At 37.4% G+C, this 19,612-nt stretch carries 13 protein-coding genes; 7 read left to right on the top strand and 6 right to left on the bottom strand.

Features of this window, described 5'->3' with window-relative positions; genetic code table 11:
* Positions 1 to 21: 21 nt before the first annotated feature.
* The 6 genes from ACSZOX_RS08615 to ACSZOX_RS08590 all read right to left on the bottom strand — a co-directional run bounded on the left by ACSZOX_RS08615 (position 22) and on the right by ACSZOX_RS08590 (position 10,503).
* On the bottom strand, positions 22 to 3,297 hold the full coding sequence (locus ACSZOX_RS08615) for a SusC/RagA family TonB-linked outer membrane protein (RefSeq protein ID WP_437919470.1): 3,276 nt from the start codon (positions 3,295 to 3,297) through the stop codon (positions 22 to 24).
* Between the two features lie 205 nt (positions 3,298 to 3,502).
* Positions 3,503 to 4,138: a hypothetical protein gene (locus ACSZOX_RS08610; RefSeq protein WP_437919469.1), complete on the bottom strand. Its 636-nt coding sequence runs from the start codon at positions 4,136 to 4,138 to the stop codon at positions 3,503 to 3,505.
* A gap of 6 nt (positions 4,139 to 4,144) precedes the next feature.
* Positions 4,145 to 5,119 carry a hypothetical protein gene (locus tag ACSZOX_RS08605; protein WP_437919468.1) on the bottom strand — a complete coding sequence of 325 codons (975 nt, stop codon included), beginning with the start codon at positions 5,117 to 5,119 and terminating at the stop codon, positions 4,145 to 4,147.
* A 23-nt stretch (positions 5,120 to 5,142) separates the two neighbouring features.
* Complete coding sequence (locus tag ACSZOX_RS08600) at positions 5,143 to 6,216, bottom strand: hypothetical protein (RefSeq protein ID WP_437919467.1); 1,074 nt, start codon at positions 6,214 to 6,216, stop codon at positions 5,143 to 5,145.
* 10 nt (positions 6,217 to 6,226) lie between these two features.
* Entirely contained in the window at positions 6,227 to 8,020 is a 1,794-nt protein-coding gene (locus ACSZOX_RS08595) for an HSP90 family protein (protein ID WP_437919466.1), read from the bottom strand.
* Positions 8,021 to 8,028: 8 nt separating this feature from the next.
* A complete protein-coding gene (locus ACSZOX_RS08590; RefSeq protein WP_437919465.1) occupies positions 8,029 to 10,503 on the bottom strand; it encodes a tetratricopeptide repeat protein in 2,475 nt (824 codons plus the stop codon).
* A gap of 319 nt (positions 10,504 to 10,822) precedes the next feature.
* Here ACSZOX_RS08590 and ACSZOX_RS08585 point away from each other — a divergent pair, with 319 nt between their 5' ends.
* From ACSZOX_RS08585 to ACSZOX_RS08555, 7 genes are all read left to right on the top strand, one after another.
* Positions 10,823 to 11,866, top strand: a complete 1,044-nt coding sequence (locus ACSZOX_RS08585; protein WP_437919464.1) for a YncE family protein — start codon at positions 10,823 to 10,825, stop codon at positions 11,864 to 11,866.
* Between the two features lie 86 nt (positions 11,867 to 11,952).
* On the top strand, positions 11,953 to 14,313 hold the full coding sequence (locus tag ACSZOX_RS08580) for an outer membrane beta-barrel protein (RefSeq protein WP_437919463.1): 2,361 nt from the start codon (positions 11,953 to 11,955) through the stop codon (positions 14,311 to 14,313).
* 6 nt (positions 14,314 to 14,319) lie between these two features.
* The gene (locus ACSZOX_RS08575) at positions 14,320 to 14,577 is read left to right on the top strand and encodes a hypothetical protein (protein ID WP_437919461.1); all 258 of its coding nucleotides are present in this window, start codon (positions 14,320 to 14,322) and stop codon (positions 14,575 to 14,577) included.
* Between the two features lie 33 nt (positions 14,578 to 14,610).
* The gene (locus ACSZOX_RS08570; protein WP_437919459.1) at positions 14,611 to 15,156 is read left to right on the top strand and encodes an RNA polymerase sigma-70 factor; all 546 of its coding nucleotides are present in this window, start codon (positions 14,611 to 14,613) and stop codon (positions 15,154 to 15,156) included.
* Positions 15,157 to 15,255: 99 nt separating this feature from the next.
* Positions 15,256 to 15,891, top strand: a complete 636-nt coding sequence (locus ACSZOX_RS08565) for a hypothetical protein (RefSeq protein ID WP_437919458.1) — start codon at positions 15,256 to 15,258, stop codon at positions 15,889 to 15,891.
* An 8-nt stretch (positions 15,892 to 15,899) separates the two neighbouring features.
* On the top strand, positions 15,900 to 17,135 hold the full coding sequence (locus ACSZOX_RS08560; protein ID WP_437919457.1) for a hypothetical protein: 1,236 nt from the start codon (positions 15,900 to 15,902) through the stop codon (positions 17,133 to 17,135).
* A gap of 78 nt (positions 17,136 to 17,213) precedes the next feature.
* On the top strand, positions 17,214 to 19,604 hold the full coding sequence (locus ACSZOX_RS08555; protein ID WP_437919456.1) for a TonB-dependent receptor: 2,391 nt from the start codon (positions 17,214 to 17,216) through the stop codon (positions 19,602 to 19,604).
* The last annotated feature ends 8 nt before the right edge of the window (positions 19,605 to 19,612 follow it).

Raw genomic sequence — 19,612 nt, 5'->3', positions numbered from 1 at the left:
AAAATAGGCGATCTTTCTCAATTAAAAAGTAACTTTTAGTCCTAAATTATAACCACGTACAAGAGGATACAAACCATAATCCACGCCCGGTGTTAAATTTCCACGCTGATTGTAATCAGGTTCAGGATTATACCCTTTGTATTTCGTAATCGTAAAAGGATTTTCCACACTTGCGTACACGCGTACACCAGATATTTTCAGCTTCTGGGCTAATGACTGTGGAATATTATATCCTAACATCACGTTGGTCATCCGTAAAAAAGAACCATCTTGTAAATAGAAGGAGGAAAGGCGCGTACTATTGCTTTGAGTTCCTGCACGAGATGCTCTATACACTTTGCCATTTCCCGGGTTTTCCGCCGACCGATAACGTTGTGCAACATCCGCATACTGATTTCCGGATCCCTCCATATTGTACAAATAATAATCGTATCCATCGAGTACTTGATTTCCTTGTGATCCATTGAATGAAGCACGAATATCAAAACTTTTGTAACTTGCATTTAGGGCAAATCCGTAGGTAAAATCAGGATGTGGATTGCCAATCACGCGTTTATCAGCATCATTAACAATACCATTCCCGTCTACATCTTCAAAGTAAAGATCGCCCGGTTGCATCGGGTTTGTTGATCCGGCAGAAGGAGCAACCGTATTGTAGTTTTCTTCTGTAGCAACCCCTAGCACTTGAAAACCATAGAACATACCGATAGGACTTCCTTCTTGCGTGATATGTGTGATGTACGAGCGCTCTGCTCCATTGGTCATAATTGTTGCAGCGCCGCCAAGATCGAGGACCTTATTACGATTGACGTTTATGTTTCCACTAAAGCCTAATTGGAAATCCTCTTTTTTAATCAGTGTTGCATCGACTTGTAGATCAAAGCCCTTATTCTCTACTTTGCTATTACGCATGTTCGTTAAGACCGATGTCGCCCCAGAAATCGCCGAGACAGGCTGGTTGAACAACAAATTGAAAGAACGACTGAGGTAAAAATTCGTCATAATATTTACGCGACCATTTAACAAACCAACATCTAAACCGCCATTAAATTGGGATGTAGATTCCCAACCCAATCTAGTGTCTTGAAAGTCATTCGGCCAATAGGCTGTTGACACATTATCTCCAATAATAACTCCGCCTGGAGAACTCATAGTTGTCGCATTTCTATAGTCACCAATATTATTATTTCCACTTAATCCCCAACTTGCGCGCAACTTAACGGAAGAAGCTGAACCCAGCCAGTTATTATAGAATTCTTCATTAGAGAGTGTCCAACCTGCCGAAACCGAAGGGAAGGTACCCCATTTTGTCTGTGATCCAAATCTTGAAGAGCCGTCAGTACGGAACGATGCCGACAAAAAGTACTTCGCATCGTAATTGTACATTACACGGCTAAAGTATGATTGTAATGTCGTCGTACGTTTGAATGTATCTGGATTGGTTTCGGAACCCTTAATCAATTGAAAGTTTCCTGGATCAGCTCCCTTATCGGTAATCTCCCCAATCTTATCATTCTGGAAACCATTAGCACGCATAAGAATCTGATCGATATCTGTGCGTTGCGCTGAATATCCTAAAAGCGCATTGATCTGATGTTTTTCGCGAAAAGTCTTATTGTAATTTAACGTTGTTTCTACCAGTTTATCAATCTCATTTCTTGTTCGAGCATCGGCATAAGCCGCCGTTTTGGCGGGATCAGAAAAAGGGCGATTATTACCGTCAGAAATACTAGACGGGCGAAAATAATCGTATTTTTCATCATAAGTTGAAAGTCCACCATTCACCTTTAAATTTAAACCAGAGAAGATTTCGAAATCAGCGAACGCATTATACAAACCGCGTTTACCCCGACGGTTATTTTTAATCATGGTCACATAAGCTAGCGGATTTTCCGGATTTTGGATACCATAATTATTTGCCGATAGATCCGCCATCAGATACTGTGCATAACTGCCATCTTCATTGTATACAGGCAGCGTAGGCAAATAAAGTAATGCCGCCATGGAAGGACTTCGATCATAACGACCTGTAGTAACCTCGTTATTATCATTATATGTAAATGAAACATTGGCACCTACAGTCAACCTATCATTCACTTTAGAATCAACATTTGTTCTAAAATTGAAGGTCTGCTGGTCGGTTCCCAACATGATCCCATTCTGGTTTTGATAAGCGCCACTTATCAAGTAGCGTGTTTTGTCGGTACCTCCATAAGCTGACAGGTTATGTCGTTGAAAAGGAGCATTTCTATACAATGCATCCTGCCAATCTGTATCATATAGTGATTTTTTTGCCGTACCAGTATCAAAATCATAGTATTCTTCTGGAATTGATACAGATCCAGCATTCCCCACACGGGCAACACGTGTTGTATTGTTATCTAGACGCATTGCATCTGTCCATGTCCCGCCTCTATTTACAACAAGGTCTTTATAGGCATTATTTCGTCCATCAATAAGGAGATCAATAAATTCCTCTGCATTAAGGAGGTCAATTTTTTTGGAAAGTTGACCAAAGCCCGTTAATGCTTCATAATCCACATTACTCTTTCCATCTTTAACTCTTTTGGTTGTAATCAATATTACACCTCCTGCTGCTCGTGAACCATAAATAGCCGCCGAGGCAGCATCTTTCAATACATCAATTGTCTCAATATCGTTAGGATTTATATTCAGGTTATTTCCCGCTGGATAACCATCGATAACGTATAAGGGATCTGAAGCTGCAATGATAGAGCCCATACCACGCACCCTTATCTTTGTGCCATCATAGGGAGCACCACTGGTTTGCATAACTTGAACACCAGCAACTTTACCGACCAAAGCCTGCGAGAGTTTAGGTGAAGATAAATTCAATTCTTCCGCTTTTACACTAGCAATAGCACCCGTTACATCAGATTTACGCACGCGTTGGTATCCAATGGACACAAGAACCTCATCTATTGCTTGAGACTGTGATTCTAATGAAAAAGTAATATCTTTTGCTGTTAACGTTTTCTGATCCACAGAATTAAATCCTATATATCGAACCGATAACGTATCGCCTATCGTACCGGATATCGTAAACGTACCGTCGATACTTGTTTGTACATTTTGATTGGTTCTTACATTAATAACCGTGGCACCTGCAATAGGATTTCCTTGGGAATCGAGCACCTTTCCCCTTAAATTTTCCTGATTTTTTTCAAATTGATGAATCAGTGTGGTGTTATTTTCTGAGCTACTTGCGTATGCCGGGAGGGACGCAGTGCCTATCGAAAGCAACAACCAGATTAGTCTGGATGGTTTAGAATACATTTTTTCACTTATTAATAGTTCCAGCAAACCTAAGAGTCTAATGTTATGGAAATATTAAATTGATTTTATAAAATGATTAGCTAAATCGTATTAATCAGTAAAAAATGAACTCTAAGAAACTTTTATTAACATTAGGCAACTATCGCTGTACTCGTATGATACCCGATTGCAGCAATGACATATACCTAAAAAATACGGACATTCGTCAATCTTGTTCAAAAGATTTTAGTGTACCGTCATCGTTAAATTCTATCGAATAGCGCGATCTATCACTCGTTATAGAACCCGGATACCATCTTATTTTTTGCTTGTTTATAACGACGTACACGGTATAATCCGTGGATTTACTCCCTATTTCCTGCGATTTTCGTTTTAAAATATTATACACATTATTTGCGTATTTAAATGGTATTTTATCAAGATCAATGGTACGTTCTGCTATTTTTTCATACTTCGAAAGAATAACAGGTTTGGGGTCTGACCATGCTTGATCCCGATAGCTATACTCATCCACATAAGTCGGGTTATCCGGATTTTGAATAGCGAGCGAAATACGATAATCGTTATAAAAATGAATCGAGCCATAAATTTTAATTGATTTATTTTTCAGTTCCGGACGATTTCTGAAGGCTTTTTCGACCTCGATCAAGGCAGACATATCTTCTAAAAAAATAGATTTTTTTTCTTTAAGATCTTCTACCGAACTGGAAAATACAACAGAATCAGTCTTCCTGTCGATTCCTCTATTCGTCTCCTTAATGCTTTTAATGAAAGATTCACAAGATAAACTTAAACCACAGGTTACTAAAGTTGATATAATAAAAGTGAGTCGCATATTCATTTGTATCTATATTTTAATCATATCATCAGCAAAAGCAACATCCCTTGGGTTCGAAGGGTCATAAAAGACATCTTTCTCTTTTTCTGTTTGGACTCTGGCAATATCGATCAACAAAATAATTTTATCTATTTTAGTCAGTACCTTTTCCCCCATATAATCAAAGAATTGGATTGTAAACCTCAATTCGGGCTGATCATTGATGTAAGTCCCTGTTTGCTGTACATCGAGTATCGTTGCTGTCGTTTTCTTTCCGTTAAATTTCAGTTTGTCTTGAGACCTAATATTCATTTTTTTGAAAACAAGGAACTTAAAAACGGTAAAAATTAGTCCAGAAAAGAAAAGTATGCAACAAGGAATTATAATCAGTGGATGCCAAAAGGTTAAAAAACGCCAACCAAAACCGCTATTTTCAGTTGCGTAGGCAAACAAAAAATAAGAGATTACTGCCGCGAGAAATAAAATCCACCATAAAAAAAAGGACCAACGAATTTTTCCATAGCTCCCTTCTAAGACAACAAAAGGCATTTTCTTAAAGGAATCATCGACACGTAGATAACAAATCTTCCCCTTTTCATAACGCCTATCATCAGGTTTAGTATCTGTAAACGTAAAAGTGTGTGTAATGGCCTCTCCTTGTAAATTGTTTATTGCCAAAATGATTTTCTTTAATGAAGGTCCTTTTCGTGAGGATCTCAATATTTTTTCTTCGATAATCTCTCCTTTTAGCCTCCTCCCTTCCTCCATCAATTTCTTCCTATTTCTTTTCAAAAAAACCGTGTACTTCAGAATAATCCAAAAAGATAACACGAATACTATGGTCCAGAGGGTGAAACTGATTCCTAAATACGTCAAGGCTACAACAGGATCAACAGCTGCTAAATAATCATTTTCCGGAGCACCGGCATAGTATATTATTGCTGGATGTGCAAAAATAAAATAGAGGCAAAATACAATCCAAAACCATACAAAAAATTTACCCATCCATATTACTTTTCAGGATATTCCTATCCTATATGAACAAAATCTGAAAGTTGTTTTTTGAAATTATCGTTTCCATTTCTAATATCGAATCGTTCAGCAAGTCGTAGTGCAAGCCGACTATAATGTATAGCCAATTCAGTTGCACTATAAGATTCTTTATTTGGATAGAGACTATGTGTCTCACTGAGTTCAAATTCAAACCGCTCTTCCGAGGGAAAAAGATTCATCGCTTCTACGACGAGGCAAGATAATTGAAAAGTGGACCGATCTTCTGGTCCATCGGCCCAAGGCAAGTAACGTTGAAACCAGGTCTTGGCCTTGCTTTTATCTACGTAAGTAAAATATGTGGCCAGTTTGATTGCTGAAAGCATGATAGAACTGTCTTTTTCTTTTTTATAAACTTCCTGTTCAGCCTCCTCTGCCATCCGTTGTGCTTTCTCGAATTGATTGTTTTTAAAACCAGCATACGCTAAGTTAACACTTGTACGCAAAGGGACATGAGCACAAGTAAATTGTCGTTCAATGAGAGGGAGAGCTTTAGCATAAGCTTTATCGTACCCCTCACGAAGCAGAATTGCCGATACTTCAGCATCCATTTCACAAGCTTGACAATCGCTCATATCGTCTCGCTCTTGCATATTAACCAACTGCAACGCTCGTCCTATCGCACCCAAATCTTTTTGAACCAAAGCATCACTTAGCTCTTCGTTATGGATAGCCCTCTTACCATATCCATTTCTTTCCAATCGGTTTTGGAAGTCAATCAAAGCAGCATCAATTTGTTCTCTGCTTACATCCGGGTTATCGTAAAGTTCAGACATCATCCATTTATACTGCCACAAAAAATCATCCTCACTAAATAACGTAGGATTTTCATCATATGCTTGCAAAATCCATGCGAATGCAGGCAGAGACTCTACCGAAAAAGCGAGGTCAATTTCGTTGTTGATCAGTTCCAACCTCAAATCATACCCCCATTCTATATCTTCATTTTCATCCGCTATTTGAATAGCCTGTGTTAATAATTTAACTTTCTCCACAGTATTATCTACGCGGTCTATTTGGTTTATTATTCGCTGTATTTTAAGCGTGTACATTTTCTATATTTTAAATATTAGCAAAATTAGTCATCCCCATTACCATCAGATTTTTTAAGGCCTCATTCATTATTTTCATTTCCCTTTCACCAACCTGATATTTGCCTAGAATCATTGCCTGCACATACAATACATCTATCATCGCATGTAGGAGATAATCATCGTCAATATTTTTTATACTTTGAATCAATTCATTGTTCACATTCAAACATAAGATCGGTTTTATCTCTGTTCGTTTATTATTTGATGCTTTCAACATCTTAGCAAATGGATTCGCATTCTCCTTCAATTGCTTAATTGTACTTTCAAAGTTACTTTGTTCCGCTTTTGTAAAGATTGCGGGCGTATCCTTCGGTTGAAACTTTCGCAGTTCAAGACGACAAGCGTGTAGATCCAAAGCGCGCTGCGCTTGCTTAAAAAATTTATCCCAGAGCGTTTCTTCTTCTTTATTCATCACTAAAAAAGTATCCAACAGTGTACTTGGCGACATTTCCTTTATCTGATAGACAGGATAGCGTTGCCTTATTTTTTTTAGTAATTCTGTATCGAAGGTGTAAGAGGCATTGATTAGCAGTAGATTCTGTGTATCCGCCATTCTATCGATTTGTTTAAAATCTTCAAAATCCTGGCAGTAGTATGCTATATCTTGGTAATCAACAATATTTTTAAAATTTCTTAACCCTCTATTCGTTTCAAATGGGATATCGTCGAGAAAAATATCGAGAAAATCCATATCCTCCAGCGCAAATGCTTTTAAATGTAAAAAATGAGTCTGGATAATTTTTGTATAAATAACCAGATCAATTTGTTTTACATTTTTAAGATAGTCCTTAAGGATCAACGCTATTTCCGACCTCGTGTTCCTTAAAGATTCATTTTTCATCAACGATTCACGCGAGGCGGTGGCACTTAATGCTTCTGTATTCACCAACATCCGAACAAAGAAGGCCCAACTTGGGAGAAGTCCCTGATCTTCGTCGGACAAGAACATACGTTTCAAATAAACACGATGCTGTTGTTTTGTGCTGAACTGCGTTTTAAAGGGTAAAATATATAATACGCCTTGGCATTCGCCTTCATTTGTGCTAAAAGAGACGGCATCCAAAAAGTTTACATTGAACACGCGCTTTCCGACATCGAGCAGTTCATTTTTATCTGACGATTTTTTTAACCAAAGTGGATCGTTTGTATTCAATTCGTCACAGCCTTCTTCCGATATGAGCGAAATTTTCTCACGAAGGGCATCACCATAAAACCGAAGTTTAGTCGTGATATAGTTCTTTTCAAAAATATAGAGATACTGCTCCTTGGGTGTTAAAATTACGCGTGTTCCGATTGGCATATCTGTTTCAAGGGCTTCGATGGCATAATCTCCTTCAGCATTTGCAATCCAACGTAGAGGTACCTGTTCTAAAGCCGATTTTGTCTCGATTACGATTTGATCACTGACGACAAAACAAGAAAGTAGACCTATCCCAAACTTGCCTATAAAATCTCTCGCAGCGTAGACATCTTTTCCTTTCGAGCTTTCGCCAATTACGGCTAAAAACTGATGAATTTCAGATTCCTTGAGGCCTATACCGTTATCTTGAAAGATAAATTGCGAATTATCTCCTTTCGGCAAGTGCACCTTGATCTCACCTTGATGCTGTTCGTCTAAATATTTTATCGCCGTAATAGCATCTGTAGCATTTTGCAACAGCTCTCTTAAAAATGTATTCGGATCACTGTATAAATGTTCCGATAAAAGAGCAATCATGCCCCGTAAGTTAACCTGAAAAGAATATGATTTTTCGTGTTGCATATACTGTCTTATCTTTTACCTCTTTTTGTAACCTTTAATGCTCCCTCATGTCCATTATCTGCTGCACGTTCAAACCAGCCCAAAGCCATTTCTTCATTTTCAAAAACTCCTTCTCCCATCAAAAAGCAATTTGCTAATCGAAATTGTGCCTCTGGATAATCTGCCTCTGCGGCCTCTTTTATCCATTCAATAGCCCGTTCGAGATCAGCAGCAATTCCGTCACCTTGTAAAAGTTGCAAGCCCGCAAAATACTTCGCATATATATTGCCATGTTGTCCGCTTTCATCAAAATAGCGGAAAGCCTGTTCCTTATCTATCTCTGCTCCTATTCCAAAATAAAAGCAGCGTGCCAAACGGTATATTGCGCCCATATTACCTTTTTCAGCTCCGTCTCTATAACACTTAAATGCCTGTAACGCATCTGCTGTTACGCCAATGCCAAATTCATAACACATTCCAATACCATCCGTTATATACCCAGCCTTAAAAGCTTCCTCGTAATACGAAAATGCTTTATCATATTCTCCCTGTTGATCGTAATCAAAAAAATAATAATCAGCCAATAAAAGCATAGCCTCCGGTACTTTCTTCTGAACAGCTTCTTGTAACAATTGCAACGCTTGTGTCGAATCCTGTGTTACCAATCCATCCAGATAATACCGACCTAAGACATAATAAGCGTACGGATAGCCAAGATCGACTGCCTTACGAATAAATTCTTGAGCTTGGTAAACATCCTGTCCGACACCATAACCATATTCATAACAAAGCGCCATATCGGTTAGTGCCTGAACATGATTTCTTTCGGCAGCCTGTCGATATAAAGCGATTGCCTCATCAATATTTCCTGCGGTACCTATTCCAAACCTATAACATCTTGCTAATTCATACATACTATTTAAGTCTTGGTTATGCGCTCCATATTTATAACAGCTAAAAGCTTCTTCTGTTTTCTTTTGACCAGACTGGTGATAATCAAACTCAAGATATATGCCTTTTAAATAATTAGCATACGGATAACCTAAGTCTGCAGCACGCGAAAAGTGCACGAATGCTTGCGCATAATCAGGTGGACTTTGCATTTCACTGGCAAGTCCGAGTTCGGTTATAGCGGCTGGAAAATTTAGTCCTGCAGCCTCTTCAAAATAAGGAATAGCGCCAGAAAGGTCGGCATTTTCGCCATGAATGCCATATTTAATAAATCTTCCAACCTGATATATCGCCTGGGGTAATTTAGCTTGTGCGGCTCTCTTGTACCATGAGAAGGCCTCTAAATAATCTACATCAAGATTGGTAAGCCCATACTCGTAACAATTTCCCAAACGAAATTGCGCGTAAGGAACTTCGGTTTCGGCTAGGTGTCTTAATAGAAAAAGTGCCATATTCTCGTCTCGATCGACCAAGTGTCCTTCCAAATAAATCTCAGCCAATTCCACCTGTGCGTCAATGTGGTCAACAGCCTTTAATTGCTGCAGCAACGTAAGACCGCTATCTATATCTCTTATGATATCTGTGTACAGATACAAGCATGCCAACCTGTAACCAGCGTAGTTATTATTATACTCCCATGCTTTCGTCAAATAGAATATCACATCGTCATAATCCGCTTTCGTAGCGACGTCGGTCGAGATTTCAGCCAATTTAATCAATGCAATTTGGACGGCAGCATCCGTAATTCCGTATTCAAAAGTTTCCAAATAAGCTGGAATAAGTGTAGTGAGGTTATCGCCTGGCAGAGAATCGTATCTTTTTATCTCTGTGAGCACAAATTTGCAGTATTTTGAATCTGTCTTTCTCACTCCTTCTTCAAGCACTTTCACCTGTAAATCACGCTCCTGACGACGAGCGTAATAAAACTGCAAGCTTTCATAATAATGTCTTTCTATTTTATTATCCTCGCTATGTTTTAATACCTGAATTTTCTCATATACATCCTCAAACTGATCTGTCCATACCTCCAAATGAGAAAAATAAGCTATAGCCCAGAGATCGCCTCGATCCGCCAACATTTTTAACTCGGCTTTCGCCTCTTCACGATTCAGCTCATTTAATAGTCCCAAATTATTGTAATAATAAAACAACGCTTTCGCTGCTGGAACTTCCGCTAAAATTGCCTTTTTCAGAAAAAATAATGCTTTTTCCTTATCGATATAATCTCTTCTGCAAAGAATATGCTGTAATGCCAATTCAATCCATGCTTCATGATCTTTCTCACCATAACGCGCTAACAATTCTCTTGATTTGCTTACAAAAAAGGCATAGTCGGAATCATCTAAATACAGATTGGCAGGAAAGTCCACCCCGTTATCGAATAATCCCCTATATATTCTCGATGCATTTTCCTGACCTATCTGCGTTTCAAATAGTGCCAAACCGTCAAACCATTCATTCATACTCCAGAAATCCGGCAAGGTCGAGTAGCCGTTATAATTCTCTGCGCTATAGACTAATAGTTTTTTTTTATACTCTTGATGAAGATGCATGTTATTATTCTCTTAAATAGATACGGTTTTTAGTTTTTGCAACTAATAGGTCGTTTTAAGCAAAAACTTTGCCAATAGAAACTTCTTTTTACTGTGAAAAGTATCCTTAATTGGTTTCATCCAACGAACAAAAAATGAAAAACTTTTTTTACCAACTTCGGTAAGCTGGTACTTATGCAACTTACTATAGAAAGGGTTATTCAAAATAAGTCTAAATACCTTTGACATAAAGAAGGTATTTTTTAATCCTTTTGTAGAAGACAAGACGTTATTTATAGGAATCAAGATCATAATATCACATACATAATCCGTTACATATATGAAGCAATTAATAATAAGCATTGCGCTAGGCGCATCAACACTATTGAGCTACGGGCAAGAAAGTGGAAAAGCCAATTTTAAAATCGATCAAGTGCAGAAACTTCCAAACGAAGTATATCAGCTAGCTTATAATCCTACAAATAATCTAGTATATGTTGCTGGTCCCAGAAAGGGTTTTAATAAGGAGGAAAACAACTACATTTATGTTCTCGATGGCCAAAATTTATCGATCAAAGATTCGATTTCTGTTGGAAAAAACCTTCCTTTCGGTATCGCTTTAAACAATAAAACACAAACACTTTACGTTGGTCATTCCTTACAAGGATCGGTCAGTGCAATAAACTTAAAAACGAAGACACAGACCTTAATTAGTAGTGGAAAAGAGAAATCGAAATTAAGAGAGATTGCCGTAGATGAAATTCGCAACAAGGTATATGTATCTGATCATGGAAACCCTTCTATTTGGGAGATTGATGGATCTAAAAACACCTATTTACGTTCGTTTGAGGTACCCGAAGCTTCTCTTTTAGGATTGAATGTCGATGCCGAACGTGGACTTGTTTATGGCACAGACGCAAACACGATGGAAGGAAATATCGTCGTGTTTAATAGCGAATCGGGGAAACTAGAAGGTAAATATAAAACTTGGTCTTATTGCCCTTTAAACATTGCATTGGATAAGAAAAACAACAGAATATTCGTAAGCCAATCCAATGATAATAATGTAACTGTTCTTAATGGCGAAACAGGTGAAATTGTCAATAAAATATATTTGGGATATGACTCGTCTCCAATAGGGCTTACTTATGATGAGAAAAACAACCTATTATATACCGCTAATCGCAGCAAACAAGAAGTTGCGGTAATAGATGCAGATAAATTGGAGGTAATAGAACGTATTCCTACCAAAGGCTTACCTAATACGATTTCTCTTGATTCCAATTCTGGCGCGATCTACATCACCAATAAAGGTGCTGGCCGAAAAGGTGAACCGGTTGAAAATGGAAATACAGTATTGAAAATAAACAAAATAAAAATCTAAAAATCACGATAGCCTCTCTCGGGTATAATCTCATAAACGAGAGAGGCTCCCCAAAATCAATTTTGAGCAGAATTGCCCACATATTTATGAAATTTTTTATCCTAACATCTCTATTTATTTCCTTTTTACACATTAGTGTATCCGCTCAAATTACCTTCAGTGGCAAAGTATTAAGTCGAGAAGGTAAAGCATTTGAAGGAGCTTCCGTTACGCTACTTCAATTACCTGATTCTATCGCCACACTTCAAATAACCAGCGACGAACAAGGCAACTATGTACTGAAAGCAGATCGCTCTGGAAGTTATCTTTTAAAATTTACTTTTATTGGTCATGAAACGCAGCTCAGCAGATCGTATACATTAAAAAATGGCGACAAGCAAATCGTTCCGCCTATTATTTTGGAACCGCTACCTATCTCGTTGTTAGCAGTAAATATAGAGGGTAAACAGCCGGCGATTCGACAACTTGTAGACAAACTTGTTGTTGATGTCGAAGGAAGTGTCGTTAGTGAAGGAAATAATGTTTTAGAATTATTGGAAAAGACTCCGGGAATACTATCCGACGGGAAGGGAAACTTTTCGATACAGGGGCGTACAGGGGCGACTGTACGAATCGATGGTCGAGAAACTTATTTATCAGGGAATCAACTAGCAAGCCTATTACGTGGCATGCAGGCTAGAGACATCTCTAAACTCGAATTGATGAGTAGCCCCTCTGCGAAAGAAGATGCTGCCGGAAGCGCAGGAGCGATTAACATTGTGACGAAAAGAAACAAACGTGGAGGAATTGGAGGAGACCTTTTTTTAAGAGGTTCCCATTCACGTAAAGCACAGGGGAGTGTCGGCGGTGGATTGCATTATAAAACAGATAAAATAAATCTATTTATGAATGCATCGAGAGGCTACGAAGCATCCCGTGAAAGTTCATATAATGAACGAATATTTAACCAAGAAAATGGCATACAAACCCGTCAAATACAACAAGAGGAGCGATTAGTTAAACCAGGTAATTACCATAGCCTTCGTACAGGACTAATTTATGAGGCCGACACAAATACCACATTAGAAGCAAGTATCAATTGGATCAAGGGTCAGTTTATTTCCTCTTCAACAATAGGCATGGATATTTTTCGAGGTACATCTTCCACGCCCGAGCAAGCTTTGACAAAAAACAGCTTCGACGAAAGCTACAACAACTTAACTTTCAACGTTAATTTTAGTAAGAAATTTAGAGAGGAGGATCACTTTTTGAAAGTAAATGTAGACTTTGCTCCGCATACAAACGACTATAACAATCTCTATAATACGTCCTATTTTTTGCAAAATACGCAATCTATTGACAAGGTTTCTGCCAGACATAATATCCAAGATCTAAGTAACACCACTTATTCAGCCCGTATTGACTATAGCAAGCCATTAGCCAACTTACAAAAAGTGGAATTAGGCTGGAAGTTATCGCATCTTTTTATAGACAATGGCGTACAAAATGATACGCTGGAAAGTAATAATTGGATAAGAGATCTGTTGTCCTCCAATTTATTCCAATATACTCAGCATGTTCAAGCGGCCTACATAACCTATTCTGGGAAACTTGAGAAGATCGAATATCAACTTGGGCTTCGTGGCGAATACACCTTTACCAAAGCGAACCAGCGAACGGCTTCACAAATAGATAAAAAAAGATATTTCGACGTTTTCCCAAATGCCTTTGTTCTTTATCATCTAAGTGAGAAACACAGTATTCGAGGTGCGTTAAGTAGCCGAATAGAACGACCTAGTGATCATGATGTCAATGTCTTCCGCGTATACGAAGATGCTTTCACTTATTTTCAAGGAAATGCAGAAATAAAGCCTGAAAAAAGTAATGCGATTGAAGTGGGACATGGTTACAGAAATATGTTATTTACAACGTTAAGTGTTTCACGGAATAGGGATGTGATCACCTTTGTAAGCAGAGCGGGTGAAGCTGAAAACCAAACATACAGTAGACCCGAAAATATTGGAAGATTCATGAATTACAGTGCCAGTATTATGTATAACAATAGGTTCGCATCTTGGTGGACAGGAAGTCACTACCTTAATGCGTTCCACAACGATTATCAAGGAACAATAGATGATATAATTCTAGACAATAGTGGATCTAGCTGGACATTCAATACCAAGCACACACTAGAGTTGCCATGGGGGGTACGATCAGAATTAATGGGATACTATAACTCGGGTATCACGGTAGGAGCAAAAAGAGATGCAAAAAACTACGGTTTAGATTTAGCGATCGAGAAAAAGCTTTTTGCCGATAGAGCCATGCTGAAAATTGCTATGAATGGACTAGTACGTAATGCTACCCCGGGTTATTCAAGTACTTTTGGCGACCTTACTATATATCATTCTTCCCGACCAGATAACCGAAAAATTTTACTCTCTATGAGCTATCGCTTTGGAAAATAGAATACAATGTTGAAAGAAAAAAACACACTGAACAGAACCGAATCTGCAATACTCGATCTACTTTCGATCGAGCGCTCTTGGATGAATTTCGATGACATATTTAGTCATCTCAATCCAAATACAAAAGTTTTTAGCTATGCCGCTATTTATAAAAATATCCGTAATCTTCAGCAAAAAGGACTAATTATTTGTCGCCGTATCCAAGCACATCGAAAAGATTACTTTTGTGTCAATACACCGTGTGAGGATCTCCAAAGCATTTAAGTTTACTTATTTTATTTATAACTATTCTAAATAATGTATATTTGCGATGATTTGGAAACTCCAGTACATACCAACGTTATTTCTATATCTGAAAAAACATTCGAGCAACTGTTTCAGGAGTACTGGCAACGCATGTATGTCTTCGCTTTGAAAACGACAGATAACGAAGATGATTCCAAAGAAATTGTTCAAGATGTTTTTAAATCGCTATGGGAAAGACGAGAAAGCCTCTCCATTCGGGACGCAGATCGATACTTGTTACGTTCTGTTAAACTTCGTGCGTTGGAATTTATCAGGAATAAAGCAACCCGGCAAAGACACCACAATATCATCCTTGACCGGAGTGCCACGGATTATGAAGATCAACATATTCAAATAAAGGAACTTAACTTAAAACTTCAACGGATCATTGAATCTCTTCCTAAGCAATGTAAAAATGTTTTTAAAATGAGCAGAGAAGAGGGCCTAAGCAATAAAGAAATTGCGAAGACTTTGCTGATATCCGAACGAGCAGTGGAATACCATATTAGTAAAGCTCTACTTACTTTGCGTACCCATTTTGGAAATACAGATAGCTAAAAAGACCTCAATAATGAAAACAAAAGAAATATATATTTGTACTTTTGAAAAGTATTGTACTGCTTGTGATAAATGGAGCTGCAATAAAAAATAATCGTCATGGAGATTAGCAAAGCTCTTCTAGAAAAATATGAACTTGGCCTATGTAACGATCAAGAGATTGCGGCTGTACAAAAATGGCTGGAAAATGATAACTGGGACGATTTCCCTACAGAAAATGCAAGTCAAGATATAAAAAATGAAATTTGGAGTGATTTATCGAATTATATATCACCCAAAGCCGAAATAGCAAAAGCAAAAATAAACTGGAGAAAATTTCTATTTCCAGTATACACCTCTGCAGCATGCTTGATAGCATTTTTTCTATTAAAAAGTCTATTTACAATAAACCAACAGTCTGAAACAGAGTTTTTTAACAAAAATGATTCACATGAAACATTGGGTTGGCTCCATAAAAAGAACTTCGATTTACTTTTAAGTGAAAATAGTTCAGCTCAGATTAGTTTAAAAAATAAAAGCATCACACTTTCTGGCGATATCATGTTTAAGCCAAAACAGGACTTTACGCTTGAAGACAAAAAGACCAAAGCTATTTTCCATTTTAAAAAAGGTCAGGTATACGTACTTTCTGAATCTCAAACAGAACATAAATTAATTGTGTTCAAAGAAAATGAGCTTGCATTCTTGCCCCCTGCCATACAGCGCAAACTGAAAAAACAATTTCAAATCAGCTAGTAAAAAATATGATTATTAATAGATTTGATCATCTGTACTTCTTTTCTTGTTTCATTTACTCCGTAATCTTATTATTTTCATCTTGTTCAGCGCCTTCAACTCGCGATACTCAGCAGAAGATCGATACGCCACAGTATGCGGTTTATATCTTAAATAAGAACAACCCAAGTGGCTTTTTTCTCTTGGATCAGTTAGACAGTTCTTCTAATTTACAAAAAACGGCTATTCCATCCGAGGACTTCAATCGAGAATACATCGTAAAGAATAATTCACTATTTATACCGAACTACAGAAGCAATTATTTTATTCGTTATGAACTAGATAGCGATAATAGATTCTTTGCTAAAGATTCGCTATCACTAGCAGATGTTGGTGATATTGAGAATTTCCATTGGGTATCTCATTCGGACACTTTACTTCTATTCTCAGTGAAACGCGAAAATGGAAGTACTGGATATCTTCAAGTCATTGACACAAAAAAAATGGCTGTTCTAGAAAAGCATATTCTCCCTATTCCATCCACCATCAAAGACTATAATATATTGAACATTGGTGTTTCCGACCTAGTCGGAAACAAATTATGGCTCGCATATTCCTACAGCAAATATTTTGACAATGGGGATTACACAACGTTGGATACGATGTATTTCAGTACAATAGACATGAAGAATTTCCGTTTATTGAAAACCCAAAAAGATAATCGGTCCAGCTACCCCGGCGGCATAAATACTGTACAAACCTATTCAGGAAAAGCAGAAAATGGGGATCTATATTTTATGAGTTGCCCAGGCATTGCACTGGGTAATAATCTTAACGCAGCGACAGCTATATTTAGGAAGAAAAACAATTCCGATACTGTCGATACCAATTATATGCTTAATATATCGGAAAAAATAAAAAACCACGCCTACGGTTTTTGGTACATAGGAGAGCAAAAAGCAATCATAAGAAGTGAACGCAAAGATAAATATACCGATTTTTCAAATCACCATTCTACCCATCAATTTGAATACTATCTTGTTGATTTAGCAACAGGTATGTTAGAGAAAATCAGTCTTCCTCTCGATAAAGGCACAAGAAAAGAGAATGTACTTGTCACGAAAAATGTTATTTATCTGGGAATCGATGATAAAGACAATAATCATGTAATCTGGGCATACGATATAAACACTAAAAAAATCAAAAAATCTATAATTCTTTCACAATCAACAGATTTCATTCTACGTCTGGATAAGCTAAAATAGTTTATTATTTTTTGACATTTCGACCTTCGGTTAATCGATACATAAGCAACATTCTTGTGTATAATTAATCTAAATAAAATGTTGAAAAAGAATATTGCGCTATTCCTATTTCTTTCTTTCTTATGGATTTCGGGGGCTGCACAAATTACCAATTCCTTTCTGGGCAAAATCGTAAACGAAAGACAGGAGGCGATCTCCCATGTTTCTATCAAGCTACAAGGGATAAACTATAGTACATTATCCGATCAATTTGGCAACTTCGAAATAAAAGAAATACCCTCAGGAAATTATTCGGCTACGCTATCAGCAATAGGCTACAAATCTGTATCTGTAGAAATTTCTATTACTGAAAAACCACCAAAAAAATCACAAACATTTGTATTAGAGGAAAATAAAAAAGAGATAGAACAAGTGGAAATTGTGGCCCGCAGTCGTGCTGAGGAAATTAATAGACAAGCCTACAATGTGACAGCTATTGATGCGAAAAAATTCTATAACACCACCATGGATATCGGACAAACTTTAAATAGAGTATCTGGCGTCCGAATACGAGAAAATGGTGGATTAGGCTCTAACATTAGTCTATCTCTCAATGGTTTTTCTGGAAATCAAGTAAAACTATTTATTGATGGTCTGCCGATGAGTAATTTTGGCTCATCATTTCAACTCAACAATATCCCTATTAATTTCGCAGAAAGGGTAGAAGTGTATCGCGGTGTTGTGCCGATATGGCTTGGAGGTGATGCTCTCGGTGGTGCAATCAATATCGTCACGAAAAACGAGGCTAGAAAATATCTGGATGTATCTTACTCATACGGATCATTCAACACGCATAAAACTACGGTGAATGCTGGATTCGTAGATAAATCTGGTTTTACATTTTTATTAAGCGCTTTCCAAAACTATTCGGACAATAATTATTGGGTAAATGTAGACGTTCATGACTTTCAAACTGGACAATATGAGTATGACCAACGTGTTCGACAGTTCCACAATACGTACCATAACGAAACATTAGTCACTGATATTGGTGTATCCAACAAAAAATACGCCGATCAATTCCTTGTAGGAATAACCCTAGGAAAAAATCAAAAAGAAATACAGACGGGTAACAATATGCAAGATGTATACGGGGGACGAGAGACGCTCGGAAATATTATACAACCTAGCATCAAATATTTAAAACGCAATTTATTTACAGAAGGGCTTACGGTAAGTATGGCTGGACGTTATAACTTAGGACGCGAACGCAGCCTTGACACCATTCCTGCTCTATTTAATTGGCGAGGGGAAATGAAATACAAAAATCCAAATAATCCGACGGCTCCTGGAGGAGAATCGACACTCACTGATTATCGATATCGAAATAACAATGCTGTTTTTTCTGCAAACATCACATATGATTTAAATTCATCACACAACTTCGCTTTAAATCATCAGTTTAGCAACTTCGATCGAAAAGGAGAAGATCGATTTTACCCCGATTCAGAAGAAAATAATCAACCCAAGAAAACGCGTAAACATATTACAGGTATAGGTTACCGCTATACATTCAATGAAAAATGGAATACAAATGTTTTTGCTAAGCACTATTACCAAAAAAATATATCACATGATGTGAGCAATGGCATTTACTACCATGCAGAAAAGCAGATGGATTATATGGGTTATGGTATTGCTATGACTTATTTCCTTCAATCAGATTTACAATTAAAGACATCTTTTGAACGAGCTATCCGACTTCCAGAGAACAATGAACTATTTGGAGATCTTGAAAACCAGTCGGGAAATGCAAATTTAAAACCTGAAAAGAGCTATAACTTTAACTTTGGAGCCTCTTACTTCGTAAAACTAAATGATCAACACAGGGCAAGTCTTGATGCCAATTATATTTTCCGTAATGCCAGTGATTATATTCGCGCAGTAGTAGAAGCGGAAGATGCCAATGGCAGACAGATATCTCATTTTTTAAATTTAAGAAGCGCCTTAAACCATAGTTTCGATTTCAACTTTCGCTACTTTTACAAGAATTTGATTTCCCTTGGGGGAAATATGACCTATCAACGATTAACCAATCAAACAAAAGTTGAACCAAATAAAATAAACGAAAGTGCAATTTATGGAGATCAACTTCCTAATATTCCCTACCAATACGGCAATTTTGATGCAAACATTCACTTTCAAAATGTTTTACAAGAGGGATCTGTATTAAGCTTGGGTTACAATTTGCTGTACGTTCACGAATTTTTCTTAGACTGGCCAAGCTACGGAACTCCTAGCAAACGCAATACTATACCAGAACAACTCTCACACGATCTGAATATCGTTTATAGCTTAAAATCGGGTAAATATAATATCGCCTTTGAATGCCTAAACTTTACTGATGTGACCCGCTACGACAACTTTGCATTACAAAAGCCAAGTCGAAGCTTTAACCTCAAACTACGTTATTTCATTAAAAACAAATAAAAATCAAA

It is taken from the genome of Sphingobacterium sp. LRF_L2, from assembly GCF_965644235.1.
In the GTDB taxonomy this organism is placed as follows: Bacteria; Bacteroidota; Bacteroidia; order Sphingobacteriales; family Sphingobacteriaceae; genus Sphingobacterium.
This window is presented reverse-complemented; position numbering and strand designations above follow the sequence as displayed.